Below are 11,685 nucleotides of genomic sequence, written 5' to 3' on the forward strand. Positions count from 1 at the left end.
CAGAGGGGCTTCTATATAACCACATTGCTTATCTTACCCAGTTGATGCCAGGTAAAAACCTACAGCAGCTGGCGAATATCCTTGGCTTCCCAATGCGGAAAATGCTTACGCACCAGGGCGTTGAGATCGCGCTCAAACGCCGCCCAATCGGTTTTCTCTGGACCACTGCCTGACGCCTTGGCGACGCCACGGATCATCCCCGCACCGACGGTCACGTTGGTCAGCCGATCGACAATGATAAAGCTGCCGGTACCAGGGCTGCTGCGATAACTGTCAACAGGGATCGCCGCCGTCAATTCGACTTCGCAGCGGGCGATGGCATTCAAGCTCAGCGAATCCGCGGCGTGCTTTTCAAGGGTGTTCACGTCGATCTGGTAGTCAACCGCGCTGACTTGCCCTGACAGGTCCCGCGTGGCGAGCTTGAAGTCATACAGTTTGCCCGGCGCCAGCGCATCTTCATGCATCCAGACAATATCCGCTTCAAAAGCATTTGACAGCGGCAACTCTTCCTCGGCGCTGACGAGCCAGTCGCCCCGGGAAATATCGATTTCATCGTCCAGCGTAACGGTAATGGCCTGCCCCGGATACGCCGCCGTCAAGTCCCCCTCAAAGGTCACGATCCGCTCGACGCGCGAGGTTTTCCCCGAAGGCAGCACCTTCACGGCTTGGCCAGGGCGCAACACGCCCGCTGCCAAGGTGCCGCAATAGCCGCGAAAATCAAGGTTGGGCCGGTTAACATACTGCACCGGCAAACGCAGATCGGTAAGGTTCTGGTCATAAGTGACCTCGACGCTTTCCAGCAGCTCAATCAGCGTTTTGCCTTCGTAGCCCGCGGTGTAATACCAGGGTGTCTGCTCGCTGGGATTGACGACGTTGTCGCCGTTGAGCGCCGACATCGGCACAAAGCGAATATCGGGGGCGTTCAGATTGGTGGCGAAAGCACGATATTCTTCTACGATTTCGTTAAAGCGCTGCTCGGAGAAATCGACCAGATCCATCTTGTTGACTGCAATGACCAGATGCTGGATACCCAGCAAATCGGCAATGAAGCTGTGGCGGCGGGTTTGCGTCTGCACGCCGTAGCGCGCGTCAATCAGGATCACCGCCAGGCTCGCGGTAGAGGCGCCGGTGGCCATGTTGCGGGTGTACTGCTCGTGTCCCGGGGTATCGGCGATAATGAACTTGCGCTTATCGGTGGAGAAAAACCGATACGCCACATCGATGGTAATGCCCTGCTCGCGCTCCGACTGCAGGCCATCGACCAGCAGCGCCAGATCAACGGTATCACCGGTGGTACCGCTGGTTTTGGACGCCTGGGTGATCGCCGCCAGTTGATCCTCAAAAATCATTTTGGAATCGTGCAGCATTCGGCCAATCAGCGTGGACTTGCCGTCGTCGACACTGCCGCAGGTGATGAAGCGCAGCAGGTCCTTGTTTTCGTGTTCGTGCAGATATTGCTCGATGTTGTCGGCAATCAAATTGGATTGGTGTGACATTAAAAGTACCCCTCACGCTTTTTCTTTTCCATCGAGCCGGCCTGGTCGTGGTCGATGGCGCGGCCGCTGCGTTCGCTGGTTTTGGTCAGCAGCATTTCCTGGATGACCTCGGGCAAGGTGGCGGCTTTGGATTCCACCGCGCCGGTGAGCGGGTAGCAGCCCAGGGTTCTGAAACGCACCCACTTTTCTTCCGGCACTTCGCCCGGCTCCAGCGGCATGCGGTCGTCGTCGACCATGATCTGCATGCCGTCACGCTCGACCACCGGGCGTGGGGCTGACAGGTACAACGGCACAATGGGGATCGATTCCAGATAGATGTACTGCCAGATATCCAGTTCGGTCCAGTTGGAAAGCGGGAACACGCGGATCGATTCGCCCTTGTTGACCTTGGCGTTGTAGATATTCCACAGCTCAGGGCGCTGTTTTTTCGGGTCCCAGCGGTGGTATTTATCGCGGAAGGAGTAGACACGTTCCTTGGCACGGGACGCTTCTTCATCACGCCGGGCACCGCCAAAGGCGGCGTCAAACCCATGCTTGTCCAGCGCCTGCTTGAGCGCCTGGGTTTTCATGATGTCGGTGTACTTGGCACTGCCGTGGTCAAACGGGTTGATGTTCGCCGCACGACCTTCTTCGTTGGTGTGGACGATAAGCTCCATGCCCGCCTCTGCCGCCATGCGGTTGCGGAACTCGATCATCTCGCGGAATTTCCAGGTGGTGTCTATATGCATCAGCGGGAACGGGGGCGTGCCGGGGTAAAACGCCTTGCGCGCGAGGTGCAGCATCACTGAGGAATCTTTGCCGATGGAGTACATCATCACCGGATTGGAAAACTCGGCGGCGACTTCGCGAATGATATGGATCGATTCCGCTTCGAGCTGCTTCAAGTGCGTCATGCGCGCAGCACTAGGCGCACCGGGCATTTCAGGCCGCGACGCGGCTGAAAGATTGGAAAACTGGGACATGGCCGACTACCTCACAAAAACAAACCTGTGCACTGCGCAAAAGCTGAGCGCTAAGATGTGGGTAGGGTAACGTCTTGTCGATAATAACCCAAAAGAATTAATAACTATCTTTTTATTCTTTTACTGCCTATAAGATCAAAAAGCCGTTTTGACGGCTAAACCGTGACACGCTCGACCCGGGTTTCCCACTGCTGGTCGTGGAAATCAACGATGCGATAACCGGGGCGTGATGCCTCATCAATCATAAAGTGTTCTGCCCCAGGCATGAATTGATCGGCAATCGCCGGGCAGCCATAAACGGCAACATCATGTGTACCGGCTACATGGCGCTGGGTATATGTCTGATGGGCGTGACCAAACAGGATGACCTTGACCTGGGGAAACGCGCTGATGACCTCCCAGAACGCATCGCGGTCCTGCAAACCAATGGCATCCATCCAGGTCGCTCCCACCTCAACGGGAGGATGATGCATCGCGATCAAGGTCGGTCGGCGATCTCCTTCAAGCTTTGACGATAGCGTCGCCAAGGCGTCACGGCCCAGTTCACCATAGGGCTCCCCCTCAACCGGGGTGTGCAGCAGCAGTAGGCGCCAGGGCGGCAACGACACCTCATCGACCAGCGGATGTTCTGCTTGCATCAGCGCGGGCTGGTCGTGATTACCCGCCATCCAGGCCCACGGACAGGGCAACTGCGACATCGCCTCACTGGCCAGTGCATAAGAGGTCGCTGTTTCGTCCTGACTGACATCACCGGTCAACACCACGAAGTCGGGTCGCTCAGCGATGACCGCCTGCAGCACCCGCTTTAGGTGATGCCAGGGCACTCCCGCGCGGGAACGCGCTTGTTTATCCGCGTACAGGTGGGCATCGGTGATTTGCACCAGGCGCATCAGGGAAGCTCCGGTACATCAACGGTGTGTCCATGTGCCAGGGCATGAGCCAGCCATTCGCCGAGAAAGCGATTCAACTGAAGCTTTTCATCCGGCTGGTGCATCCGCGCATTAGGGTAGCGGTAACGCCCTCTAAAGTGGCGCTCGCGCTGAAAATCGGTGACTTCTGCCATGCGGACGTCGTGGTAAAGATGCACACGCATGCGAGGCCCTTCCCACAAGGTATCCATCGGACTGCTTTGCGACACTTCCAACATGGTGGTGTAAGGGGCGTTTTGCAAAATCTTGAGTTGTAAAACACCGAAATCCTGGTCATCGCCGCGCAAGGCAATGTTGCGTTGCTGGTCGCCTTCCAGGTCACCCACCAGGCGAACCAGTCGCAAATAGTTGGCGCTGCACTCGGCTTGGAGCGTCTTCAAATCGGTGACATAAGCCATTTTCGCCATGCTCACTCCTCGTCGGTTTCGCCCTGCGGGGGTATTGGGCGGGAAGCGGCGCGTAAAGACGCCCGCTGGCCTGCCAGCCAATGCAGTGCAATCAAGCACATGGCGTTGTCGAGTCTTCCCTGGCCCAAGAGTTCCCATGCAGTGGGAAAAGACACCACATGGACGCGAATATCTTCATGTTCTTCAGCCAGGCCATGAACCCCGCCCACCCCCTGCGTATTGATCAAGCCGCAGAACAGTGTCACGCGTTCGTTACAGGCGCCTGGACTGGGGTAATAGGAGTGCAGTTCAGTCAATTGGCCCACATGACACCCGGCCTCTTCCAGAGATTCACGACGGGCAACATCTTCCAGTGACTCGTCCTGCTCGACGAGGCCGGCCACGAGCTCAAGCTTCCATGGCGTGTGCGGATCGTCAACGGCACCGGCACGGAACTGTTCAACCAACACCAGGTTATCGCGCGCGGGGTCGTAAAGCAGCACCCCCACGGCATCAAAGCGTTGATGGACCTCGCGACGCATGACGTCGCTCCACCCGCCTTCAAACAGGCGATGACGAAGCTCTAACGCCTCCAGGCGGAAAAAGCCCTGGTGCAGGGTTTCACGTTTATGCAGTTCAACATCTTCGCGGCCTAGCGGCGTGTTGAGCAGAGACGTGCTGGCGCTGGATGCCATAAGGCGCTCCCGGTGATAACAATTGTCCTATTATCAATGCTTGCCACCGGGAATGCCAATTTGTGGAAGGAGTTATAGTTCACCAAGCAACGCTTCGGCGTCACGGCGCAACGCTTCATCGGACTGTTGGCGACCCTCGCGGGCGGTGCCGTTCAAGGCGCGCTGGGCATGCTCCCGAGCCGCTTGGGTATTGCCTTCTTCCTGGAGGAAGGTCGCGTAGTAATAGTTGACATCGATGCCGTCAGGACGAATCTGCAAGGCCCGCTGAAACATCTTGTCTGCCGTATCACTATCGCCAAAACCAATCAGCCCACCGGGTACGCGGTCGTATAGCGCCCCCAACGTCACATAGGCAGAGCCATTATTGCCTTGCGGATCGATCTCGACAGCACGTTCGAGGGTATTCCGGGCGTCTTTGGCAACGCCCAACGCACCAAGACCACCTCGTTCACGGGCATAAGCGGCCAATACCACCCCTTTCCAGACCAACACGTCGGCTTCGTCGCTATGCTGCTCAGCAAGCTGTGTCACTTCGTCGGCCAGGCCACTGAGCGCTTCTTCCCGCTCACTTTCAGGCATCTCCGTTACCGTATGCTCCCAGCGGTTCTTAAGCGAGAACAGCTCGCTTTCATAAGCCACCGCGTTAAACGACGCGAGCGCCAGCGAACTGCTGAGCGCGGTCATTGCGAAATAGCGCATCAGGTTTGAATGAACCATTATCAACTCCTTAGCTTGTTGTTGTCGGATAACTGCCAGTCGGCAAAATAAGCCACCCGGACAATGTAACGAACGTTTGAATTAATCGCCAGTCGCAAATCATTCGACGCGACGTTTGGCCGTCCTGAGGCAAATCGCGTTAAAGTGGGGATCGCCTAACCAGAAGGGAGTTGGCAATGAAAGGCCGCAACATGACACGTTGGCGCAATCCGGCAAAAGACCCGCGCCAGGAACCTAAAAGCAACCTGATTACCGCTGAGGGTGCAGCACGCCTGAGAGGCATTCTGGACCATCTCTCGCGGGTAAAACGCCCGCAAATTTCGGCGAAAGTGGGCGAAGCGGCCGCCCAGGGTGATCGCAGTGAAAACGCCGATTACACCTACAACAAGAAGGAACTCAATCGCGTCATCGCCCGTATTCGATACCTCACCAAGCGTCTGGATGAGCTCCAGGTGGTCGACCGCCTGCCCGCCAACACGCAAAAAATATTTTTTGGCGCCTTTGTCAGCCTGGAAGACGAAGAAGGTGAAACGCTGTCTCTACGCATTGTTGGACACGATGAAACCGATACGCAAAAACGCTGGATCAGTATCGATGCTCCCATGGCCAAGGCCTTGCTGGGCAAGGAAGTGGGCGAGGATATAACAGTGCTCACGCCCAACGGCGAGACGTTCTACACCGTGACAGCCATTGACTATGCCCCCGAACGGTAATTAATACTGCTGGGCGCGATAGACCCTGAAACGGCGATTATCCGCCAGGGTCTGGAACTGCCCAAATGCGTTCTGGAGCCGGTCCGGATAGGGCAAGAACGCATTGGCAACCAGCAATAATTGGCCCGCTGACGTCAAGTGGGTCGGCGCCTGACTGATCAGGCGCTGGCTTGGCCCATAGCTGACATCACGCTCCTGGTGAAAAGGCGGATTGCTGACGATAAGATCAAAGTGTTCGCCCTGCAAAGCACTGAATACATCACTTTGCAATACGCGGCCTTCGAGCCCGTTGACCCTCAGCGTTCGCTGGGTCGACTCAACCGCAAACGCACTGACATCCACCGCGGTGACCTGATGCCCGCGACGGGCTAGCCACGCGCTGATAATCCCGTCACCGCAGCCCATATCCAGCACGTGCAGAGGGTTGCTGAGTGGTGTGCTGGGAAGTTCGCTCTCCAGGACGTTCAGGAGTAGCCGGGTGCCTTCGTCGACCTTGCCATGCCCGAATACGCCCGGGTGGCTGATCAGTGCCAGACCCAGCGCGTCGAAACGCGTCCACACATCGTCCTTGGAAGCGAGCTTTACCGTGCGGGTGGCAAATAGCGAGCAGCGTCGGGCGTTATCCAGCTTGTCGCACTCCATGCCCCGCTCAGCGAGCAACTTGGGGACGCGCTTGATGCCTCCATTATGCTCACCGACAACCTCTACCGGCGTGTCACCTGGCAATACCTCACATAGCCACTCCAGCCACCAGATACCCAACTGATGGGCTTTGGGCCAGAACAGCACCACCTCGCCTGCCAGGTACTCAACATGCTCATCCACAAACGGGCTAAACGCTGATTTACCCCGAGCGCGCCAAGCGTCAAGCACAGCCAAGTCAGCGCTGACAACACCCGTTGATTGCTCAACCAACCAGGGATCCAACGGCGGACCGACTCCCCAGAGCGGCTCATCGCGCGCTGGCTGTCGTTCAAGCAGTTGGCAGGCAGGCGTTTGGGCACTCATTCGACGGTCTCCGGTTTGCTGAGGGTATAAAGCAAGTAGCGACCCAGGCGCCAGTGGGGGTCCTGTCGGCAGTAGCATTTTTCCAGCGCCAGCAGCGTGTCGCGCTCGCGTGGCGCTAACGCGGGCTGGCGTAAATAGTCCTGAAAGACTCGAATACCGGCTACCGACTCAACAACCAAGCCATTTTCCCCGCTCCACTGCACAACCTGGTCGTGGGTGATGGGCGAAATGGGCGTCAGTCGCTGGCCCCTGCCCTGACCCTCAAGCTGGTCGCTTAAGGCTTTTTGTAAGTTACCTTTCATGGCATTGGAAAAACGCAGCGCATCACGGTTAAACACCATGAGACTCAGTTGACCGCCTGGGGCGAGCAGGCTCGCCAGCGTTTGCATGGCCAAACGCGGCTCGCCGAGCCATTCCAGTACCGCGTGGCAGGCAATGAGTGGCCAGGGACCTGGGGCGTGCTGCCGAATCGTTTGCAGAGGCGCCTGCAGGTACTCAATCGCATCGCTGGGCAGCTCATTGGCATCACGATGCCAGTTTTTTGCATGGTCCAGCATTTCGCCAGAGGGCTCTGCCATCGTGACCTTATGCCCTCGCTCTGCAAACCACGCAGTTTGCTGGCCCAGGCCACCGCCGATATCCAATACTGCCTGCTGCTGTAAATTCAGCATCTGCGGTAATAAATAGTCGAGCATAGCCAGACGCAACTCGCCTCTGGGCGCCTGGTAGAGCGATCGTGAAAACTTGTCGACCAGGCCGTCGAAGTAACGATCGCCCGCTTGGGTCAATTCATAATGTGGATGCATTCAATGGGCCGAGCGTTGTATCAAAGCCATGTAGTTTACCTTTCTGAAGAATATAACGCTTGTCACTCTAGGGGAGATGAGGGACGGGTTAATGTTATCAACTAATGTACGTGTATTGCCTTTCAAATCGAAAAGCCCTACTTTGGGAACGTTACCATTTATATCAATCCCATTTTTATGCCTTCATCCCGAGCTACCCTCATCGAAGTTGCCAAATTGGCAGGCACCTCTAAAACCAGCGTTTCGCGCTATTTTGGCGAAGAGCATGACCGGCTATCGCCTTCCCTCAAAAGGCGCATCGCCCAGGCGGCAGGGACCCTTGGCTACCAGCCGAATCAAATGGCACGCGGCTTAAAAGGGGGGCACTCGAAATTGATCGGAATGTTGGTCGCCGATATCCGCAATCCGTTTTCAGTAGCCATCACCCACGGTGTCGAGCAAGCTTGCCGCCAATACGGCTACTCGCTAGTCGTGTGTAATACCGACAATGACCCGGAGCAGGAGCGCCAGCATCTAGACCTGCTTGGCGCCTATCAAGTGGAAGGCTTGGTGGTGAATGCATCCGGCAGCCCCGAACACCAGCTGCATACCATTATGAGTCAGGGAACCCCTATTGTGCTGCTAGACCGCGACGTCGACCATGTGGAGGCGGAAGTGGTCGGGCTCGATAATCACCTGGCGGTTGATATGGCGCTCGAACACTTGTGCGCCCAGGGCTACCAAGCCGTACTGTATGTCAGCGAAGCGCCCGAACAATCAAGCACGCGTCAACGACGTTTGTCGCGTTTTCACCAAGCTGCCGAACTACGCGGGCTGCATCACGCGACATTACTGCTTACCACCGAAGATGGCACTGCATCGCAGCAAATGCTAAGCGACTTTTTAGCCGACCACCAACAGCACGCTTGTGCCGTTTTGTGTGGTAACGGTAATGCCACCCTAGCAGTGACTGCCCTTTTTCAGCAGTTGGGCTTAACACTTGGCAAGACAGGCTTGATGGGGATTGATGAACTCGATTGGTGCGCCTTAGTGCCTCCCGGCATCACCACCCTTGGCCAGCCCACCGATGCGATCGGCAAAGCGGCAATTGAATGTTTGATGCATCGCATTGCACCCCATATATCGGCAATGCCGACCACGGTGAGTTTTGCCCCTGGCCTGATTGAGCGGGGCTCCACCCAGCGCTAATTTCCAAGGCATCGCTAGAAAAGAGTCGCAAAAATGGTATCGTTCCCATTGAATGCTAAAAAACAGTCGAAAGAGAATATTGACCATGCCACACGCTATCGATAGCCCACCCGAAATTCTCACCTTTGGCGAGGCCATGGCCATGTTTGTAGCCGATACGCCGGGCGATTTATCCGCTATCGAGGGTTTCCACCGCCGTTTGGCCGGTGCCGACAACAATGTCGCCATCGGCCTCTCAAGACTGGGTTTTCAAGTGGGTTGGTTAAGCCGAGTGGGCACCGATAGCTTTGGGAAGTTTATTCAGGCGGCGTTAACCGCGGAAGGAATCGATGGCCGCTATATTCACGCCGATGCACAGCACCCCACCGGACTGCTCTTTAAAGAGCGCGCCCAGGACGGCGCCGACCCGCGAGTCGAATATTTCAGACGTGGCAGTGCTGCCAGTCACCTGACGGTTGACGACGCCCAGCATGTCGACTTCCAAGCACTTAACCACCTTCACGCAACGGGCATTACACCGGCGTTATCTGAAAGCGCCTGCCAGCTTAGCCATCATTTGATGGAACAGGCCCGCGCCCATGGTGCCAGTGTTTCCTTTGACCCTAATTTGCGACCGTCACTTTGGCCCAACGAAAACGTTATGCGATCGACCCTCAACGAACTCGCCGGCCGTGCCGACTGGGTACTACCAGGGCTTTCCGAGGGCCAGCTACTCACAGGGCAAAAGACGCCTTACGACATAGCAGGCTACTATCTGGATCAAGGTGCTTCGGCGGTGGTTATCAAACTGGGGCCGGAAGGCAGCTATTACCGAGGCAGCTTAGATGGGAAAGAGGAGAGCTTTACGGTAAGCGGTTGCCCTGTCGCTGAAGTAGTGGATACCGTAGGTGCAGGCGATGGCTTTGCCGTTGGCGTAATCAGCGCCCTGCTTGATGGCTGCTCAGCACGCCAAGCCGCCCAGCGGGGAAATTTAATTGGTGCTCAGGCCGTTCAAGTCATTGGTGATATGGAAGGCCTGCCTGGTCGCGAGCGTTTACAGGTGCTTGAAGCAGAGCAACCCACCGCCTGACCCGCCTCGCTTTTTTGTAGCCGCTTTTTTACCCTGGAGATAACAATGCAAAAACGGTTAATGGTTCAAGGACGACTCAGCGATGCCCAACTGGGTGAGCTAAGCGATTTATTTAAGGTAGATGTGCTGGCAAAAACCTCCGCGCTTGATGCCCCTGAAAATCGCGCTCTATTAGCAGAGGCGCACGGCATTATCGGTTCCGGCTTGGCAATCACCCCTCAGTTGCTGGACGCAGCCCCCAACTTGGAAGTCATCGCGACCGTTTCTGTTGGCTATGACAACATCCCCGTTGATGAACTGACCAAGCGCGGCATCATGCTGTGCAATACACCGGATGTGCTTACCGAAACCACCGCCGATACGGGGTTTGCACTGGTCATGGCCACCGCGCGTCGAGTAGTGGAACTAGCCGAGTGGGTAAAAGCAGGCGAATGGCAAGCCAGTATTGGCCCCGCTCTGTTTGGTAGCGATGTGCATGGCAAAACCCTGGGCATGGTCGGCTTTGGCCGCATTGGGCAGGCAGTGGCCAGGCGCGGTGCGCTGGGCTTTGGCATGCCGGTGCTCTACTCCAACGCCTCCCCAAAGCCCGCATTAGAACGCGAGCTTGGCGCTAAGCGCTGCGAACTTAACCAACTGCTGGCCGAAGCTGACTTTGTCTGTGTCACAGTACCGCTGACTGCCGAGACCGAACACCTGATCGGCGCCAAAGAATTTGCACAAATGAAACCAACCGGCATTTTCATCAATATTGCCCGCGGCAAAGTCGTCGATGAAGCGGCATTGATACACGCTCTGGAGAGCGGCGCTATACAAGCAGCCGGACTGGATGTCTTCGAGCAGGAGCCGCTCGCCGCCTCGTCAACGCTACCGACGATGGCCAATGTCGTCGCTTTGCCGCATATCGGCTCTGCCACCCATGAAACCCGCGACGCCATGGCTCAACGGGCTGTGAATAATATTCGCTTGGCGCTTCAGGGTGAACGACCCATTAGCCTGGTCAATCAGGAAACCTATCAATGAACTCTGCGATGAGCACAGCCACACCGCTCTGTCTGCTGTTTGACTGCGATGGCACCCTGGTGGATAGCGAGATACTGCTTGCCGAGGTGATGGGCGAGATACTTCCTGAATTCGGCCTACCCTTTTCAGCCCGACAGTATATGGATGAATTTCGCGGGGTGCGTTTCCAGACCATCGTCCAAACACTGGAAAGCCGTTTTCAGACGTTGGCAGAAGACAAATTCACCCAGCTTGAAGCGGACATGCGGGCACGCATGGAAGCCCGCATGCGTGCCGAGCTTGTGGTAATACCCGGCATGCCCGATGCGTTGGAACAGTTAAGCAGCCACCCTATGGCCGTGGTATCCAATGGCCCCGAGCGCAAGATCCGTTGCGCGCTGGAAAGCACCGCGTTAGGCCACCATTTTGAAGGCTGGCTGTTTAGCGCCTACACCCTCAACGTATGGAAGCCAGACCCCGAGCTGTATCGTAAGGCGGCGGCCGCCATGGGCTATACTCCCCGTCAGTGTGTGGTGATTGATGATGCGGCGGTGGGTGTCGAGGCAGGCCTAGCGGCAGGCATGCAGGTGATTCATCTGAACCACTTTCCTGGAGAGGAAACCACTCCCGACGGTGCGATCGGCATTCTGCATGCCAGTGAATTACCCACCGCGATTGCCAACCTATCCACCAACGTGCCTGCTGACGTTTAATACA

13 protein-coding genes are annotated in these 11,685 nt (G+C 56.7%); 5 read left to right on the plus strand and 8 right to left on the minus strand.

What is annotated here, in order from left to right; all coding sequences use genetic code 11:
- Nucleotides 1-59 precede the first annotated feature (59 nt).
- The 6 genes from cysN to IT895_RS11485 form a co-directional block, all read right to left on the minus strand.
- The gene (cysN, locus tag IT895_RS11460; RefSeq protein WP_085917914.1) at nucleotides 60-1,496 is read right to left on the minus strand and encodes a sulfate adenylyltransferase subunit CysN; all 1,437 of its coding nucleotides are present in this window, start codon (nucleotides 1,494-1,496) and stop codon (nucleotides 60-62) included.
- Nucleotides 1,496-2,458, minus strand: a complete 963-nt coding sequence (gene cysD / locus IT895_RS11465) for a sulfate adenylyltransferase subunit CysD (protein WP_422823549.1) — start codon at nucleotides 2,456-2,458, stop codon at nucleotides 1,496-1,498. The genes cysN and cysD overlap by 1 nt, the downstream gene beginning before the upstream one ends.
- A 155-nt stretch (nucleotides 2,459-2,613) precedes the next feature.
- Nucleotides 2,614-3,348, minus strand: coding sequence for a metallophosphoesterase (locus IT895_RS11470; RefSeq protein ID WP_199283508.1), 735 nt, complete (start codon nucleotides 3,346-3,348; stop codon nucleotides 2,614-2,616).
- Nucleotides 3,348-3,794 (minus strand): DUF1249 domain-containing protein, encoded by a 447-nt coding sequence (locus IT895_RS11475; RefSeq protein ID WP_085917912.1) that lies wholly within the window; start codon nucleotides 3,792-3,794, stop codon nucleotides 3,348-3,350. The genes IT895_RS11470 and IT895_RS11475 overlap by 1 nt, the downstream gene beginning before the upstream one ends.
- A 2-nt stretch (nucleotides 3,795-3,796) precedes the next feature.
- Entirely contained in the window at nucleotides 3,797-4,468 is a 672-nt protein-coding gene (locus IT895_RS11480) for an NUDIX domain-containing protein (RefSeq protein ID WP_199283509.1), read from the minus strand.
- Nucleotides 4,469-4,540: 72 nt separating this feature from the next.
- Entirely contained in the window at nucleotides 4,541-5,167 is a 627-nt protein-coding gene (locus tag IT895_RS11485; RefSeq protein ID WP_442786535.1) for a hypothetical protein, read from the minus strand.
- Between the two features lie 194 nt (nucleotides 5,168-5,361).
- On the opposite strand from IT895_RS11485, the gene greB reads away from it, so the two are divergent.
- Entirely contained in the window at nucleotides 5,362-5,898 is a 537-nt protein-coding gene (greB, locus tag IT895_RS11490) for a transcription elongation factor GreB (protein WP_199283511.1), read from the plus strand.
- On the opposite strand, the gene IT895_RS11495 is transcribed toward greB, so the two are convergent.
- Both IT895_RS11495 and IT895_RS11500 read right to left on the minus strand, forming a co-directional pair.
- Nucleotides 5,899-6,906, minus strand: coding sequence for a methyltransferase (locus tag IT895_RS11495; RefSeq protein ID WP_199283512.1), 1,008 nt, complete (start codon nucleotides 6,904-6,906; stop codon nucleotides 5,899-5,901).
- A complete protein-coding gene (locus IT895_RS11500; RefSeq protein WP_085917907.1) occupies nucleotides 6,903-7,712 on the minus strand; it encodes a methyltransferase domain-containing protein in 810 nt (269 codons plus the stop codon). Before IT895_RS11500 ends, IT895_RS11495 begins: the two co-directional genes overlap by 4 nt.
- A 177-nt stretch (nucleotides 7,713-7,889) precedes the next feature.
- Between IT895_RS11500 and IT895_RS11505 the strand changes: the two genes are divergently transcribed.
- The 4 genes from IT895_RS11505 to IT895_RS11520 all read left to right on the plus strand — a co-directional run bounded on the left by IT895_RS11505 (nucleotide 7,890) and on the right by IT895_RS11520 (nucleotide 11,681).
- Nucleotides 7,890-8,900, plus strand: coding sequence for a LacI family DNA-binding transcriptional regulator (locus IT895_RS11505; protein WP_085918981.1), 1,011 nt, complete (start codon nucleotides 7,890-7,892; stop codon nucleotides 8,898-8,900).
- Nucleotides 8,901-8,985: 85 nt separating this feature from the next.
- A complete protein-coding gene (locus IT895_RS11510) occupies nucleotides 8,986-9,969 on the plus strand; it encodes a sugar kinase (protein WP_199283513.1) in 984 nt (327 codons plus the stop codon).
- Between the two features lie 45 nt (nucleotides 9,970-10,014).
- Entirely contained in the window at nucleotides 10,015-10,989 is a 975-nt protein-coding gene (locus tag IT895_RS11515; protein ID WP_085918983.1) for a 2-hydroxyacid dehydrogenase, read from the plus strand.
- An 8-nt stretch (nucleotides 10,990-10,997) separates the two neighbouring features.
- Nucleotides 10,998-11,681 (plus strand): HAD family hydrolase, encoded by a 684-nt coding sequence (locus IT895_RS11520; RefSeq protein ID WP_233337230.1) that lies wholly within the window; start codon nucleotides 10,998-11,000, stop codon nucleotides 11,679-11,681.
- The last annotated feature ends 4 nt before the right edge of the window (nucleotides 11,682-11,685 follow it).

The sequence above is a fragment of the Halomonas sp. A40-4 genome (genome assembly GCF_015767635.1).
Lineage (GTDB): Bacteria > Pseudomonadota > Gammaproteobacteria > Pseudomonadales > Halomonadaceae > Vreelandella > Vreelandella janggokensis.

Bases quoted from the DNA above. Each gene is read 5' to 3' on its own strand.
- IT895_RS11520 (WP_233337230.1), top strand. From the start codon at position 10,998: ATGAGCACAGCCACACCGCTCTGTCTGCTGTTTGACTGCGATGGCACC.
- cysD (WP_422823549.1), bottom strand. From the start codon at position 2,458: ATGTCCCAGTTTTCCAATCTTTCAGCCGCGTCGCGGCCTGAAATGCCC.
- IT895_RS11515 (WP_085918983.1), top strand. From the start codon at position 10,015: ATGCAAAAACGGTTAATGGTTCAAGGACGACTCAGCGATGCCCAACTG.
- cysN (WP_085917914.1), bottom strand. From the start codon at position 1,496: ATGTCACACCAATCCAATTTGATTGCCGACAACATCGAGCAATATCTG.
- IT895_RS11475 (WP_085917912.1), bottom strand. From the start codon at position 3,794: ATGGCGAAAATGGCTTATGTCACCGATTTGAAGACGCTCCAAGCCGAG.
- IT895_RS11470 (WP_199283508.1), bottom strand. From the start codon at position 3,348: ATGCGCCTGGTGCAAATCACCGATGCCCACCTGTACGCGGATAAACAA.
- IT895_RS11485 (WP_442786535.1), bottom strand. From the start codon at position 5,167: ATGCGCTATTTCGCAATGACCGCGCTCAGCAGTTCGCTGGCGCTCGCG.
- greB (WP_199283511.1), top strand. From the start codon at position 5,362: ATGAAAGGCCGCAACATGACACGTTGGCGCAATCCGGCAAAAGACCCG.
- IT895_RS11480 (WP_199283509.1), bottom strand. From the start codon at position 4,468: ATGGCATCCAGCGCCAGCACGTCTCTGCTCAACACGCCGCTAGGCCGC.
- IT895_RS11505 (WP_085918981.1), top strand. From the start codon at position 7,890: ATGCCTTCATCCCGAGCTACCCTCATCGAAGTTGCCAAATTGGCAGGC.
- IT895_RS11495 (WP_199283512.1), bottom strand. From the start codon at position 6,906: ATGAGTGCCCAAACGCCTGCCTGCCAACTGCTTGAACGACAGCCAGCG.
- IT895_RS11500 (WP_085917907.1), bottom strand. From the start codon at position 7,712: ATGCATCCACATTATGAATTGACCCAAGCGGGCGATCGTTACTTCGAC.
- IT895_RS11510 (WP_199283513.1), top strand. From the start codon at position 8,986: ATGCCACACGCTATCGATAGCCCACCCGAAATTCTCACCTTTGGCGAG.